The following is a 693-nucleotide window of genomic DNA, read 5'->3' on the forward strand; positions in this document are numbered from 1 at the left end:
TGTTGACCGGCTGCGCGACGCAGCAAAAGCCGCCAGTGGAGTACCGGACGGTAAAGCAGCCAGCGGTAAGCCTGCCATCGGAGCTGACAAGCCAAATTGACGTTCCAGCGGTGCCAGATGTGATGACGTTTGGAAACAGCGTCCAGTTGAACGCTGAGCTATATGGCCTGCTGGGGCAATGCAACATCGACCGCGCAGGCATCCGCAAGATAGAGGCATCGCGCAATGACAAAACGCGAAGCTGGTAAGGTTACGGGGCAAGGAAAGCTTAAGAGTAAAAAGTAACCACATGTGGTATGATGAGTTCCATTCCTCGGAAAGGTAAAGCGCCATGTCCTATTTTAGTGATGTAATGGAGCGAATAAAAAAAATAACTTCTGAAGTTTCATGCCCCATATGTGAAAAAACATCCAGGCAATCAATGACCAAGGTCTCCCAGGGGCAAGTATTGATTTGTCCTCACTGTAAGTCACTCTTTGTCATACACCATTAGCAAACGCTGCATGCACAAACAACCGCCTACGGGCGGTTTTTTATTGGAGCCAACATGATAATCACCCCGACCAGCTCCATTATCGGTGGCGACCAACAAGGTTTGCATATAACCGGCGTAACGTTACAGCCGCCGCTGATCGGGTGGATCAAAAGCCGCAGAGGTACAACGCTGGTTACGGTCAGCACATGGTAAAAGAG

At 50.1% G+C, this 693-nt stretch carries 2 protein-coding genes; both read left to right on the forward strand.

Annotation, left to right across the window (positions count from 1 at the left end):
• Nucleotides 1-35 precede the first annotated feature (35 nt).
• Nucleotides 36-248: an Rz1-like lysis system protein LysC gene (gene lysC / locus AC3Y5R_RS24190; RefSeq protein ID WP_489923422.1), complete on the forward strand. Its 213-nt coding sequence runs from the start codon at nt 36-38 to the stop codon at nt 246-248.
• 83 nt (nt 249-331) lie between these two features.
• Nucleotides 332-493 (forward strand): YnfU family zinc-binding protein, encoded by a 162-nt coding sequence (locus AC3Y5R_RS24195; RefSeq protein WP_489923421.1) that lies wholly within the window; start codon nt 332-334, stop codon nt 491-493.
• Nucleotides 494-693: the final 200 nt, after the last annotated feature.

Source organism: Erwinia sp. 009765445, assembly GCF_058137865.1.

What these genes read in the sequence shown, in the direction of transcription:
- AC3Y5R_RS24195 (WP_489923421.1), top strand. Translation starts at nt 332, where the DNA reads ATGTCCTATTTTAGTGATGTAATGGAGCGAATAAAAAAAATAACTTCT.